Origin of the sequence: Kitasatospora sp. NPDC059803 (assembly GCF_042732255.1) — a bacterium.
In the GTDB taxonomy this organism is placed as follows: domain Bacteria; phylum Actinomycetota; class Actinomycetes; order Streptomycetales; family Streptomycetaceae; genus Kitasatospora.
Genome location: NZ_JBHWIJ010000001.1, coordinates 98597 through 99605 on the forward strand (window position 1 = coordinate 98597; position 1009 = coordinate 99605).

The 1009-nt window shown below is 72.5% G+C and carries 2 protein-coding genes; one reads left to right on the forward strand and one right to left on the reverse strand.

The genetic code is table 11. The features are described from left to right. Positions 1 to 185: 185 nt before the first annotated feature. Positions 186 to 650 (forward strand): peptidase inhibitor family I36 protein, encoded by a 465-nt coding sequence (locus ACFV6I_RS00490; protein ID WP_380423108.1) that lies wholly within the window; start codon positions 186 to 188, stop codon positions 648 to 650. Positions 651 to 652: 2 nt separating this feature from the next. Here the strand turns inward: ACFV6I_RS00490 and ACFV6I_RS00495 are convergent, their stop codons facing one another. Further along, a complete protein-coding gene (locus ACFV6I_RS00495) occupies positions 653 to 835 on the reverse strand; it encodes a hypothetical protein (protein ID WP_063352045.1) in 183 nt (60 codons plus the stop codon). Positions 836 to 1009: the final 174 nt, after the last annotated feature.

Genomic DNA, 1009 nt, shown 5'->3' on the forward strand with positions numbered 1-1009 from the left:
TCCCTCCGTGTTCCCCCCCCCCTCACCCCCCTCTCCGCTCTCGCTGGGGGGGGGGGGGGGGGCCCGGCGGCGCCGGGCGCCCGCCGCGCGCCCCCCGGGCCGCAGCCGCACCCAGTACGGGCGAGGACGCGCGGCCCGTCATCAGAAACCTTGCCCGCGGTGACCGTGACCTGCTGCAGCAGGCGGTGGACGCCCAACTCGCCGCGAGCAAGAACGGTAAGCAGACCGCCGCCAACGAGATCACCTACCCGGACGGGGCGGTGGTGGTCCTGCCGCTGCCCGGGGAGGCGCAGGCTCCCCCGTGGAGCGGGGACCACCACCGCCGGTCCGCCAGGGGCACGGACTGGAAGAAGTGCCCGGCCCCGACCAGCGAACCCTCCTACTACTGCTTCTACGCCGACAAGAACTGGGGTGGCAGGAGGCTGCAGTTCAACCTCTTCCACGAGGACAAGCCGGTGTACTTCGCCGACTACGGGTTCCGCGACCAGACCAGCAGCTGGGTCAACACCGCCCGCGGCCTGGAGGTGATCGTGGACAACGACTCGGGCGACGGCCAGTGGCAGATGCTCTGGAAGGAGCCGCCGGAGTCCCTGTCCGCGTCGGTCGGCTTCGACAACGCGGCCGACCGTTTCTGGGCGGTTCGTCAGTAGCCCTACCGGGCACCGGCCGAGGCGGGAGGGGAGATCGTGCCCGCGGTGACCGGCTCCGGCGTGACCGTGATGTAGGTCGGGGCCGGAGCGGTCTCCCGGGCACGGGCCGTGTACCAGCCGGCGCCGAACGCGAGGATTCCGATCAGGAGGCCTGCGAGGGCCATGGTGACGTACTGCTGCTTCATGACCCCAAGGGTAGAGCGCTCGTGGTCAACTCCCGTGCCGCCACGGCACGATGGGCCCCTCTCGCGTCAACTACGCTTGACGCGGGTGGGGGGCCAAGTTTCGGGGGGGGCGGCGCCGGGGGGGTTGGCGCCCGGCCCGATGGGGGGGTCCCGGGGGTGGGGGGCTCCCTCGCG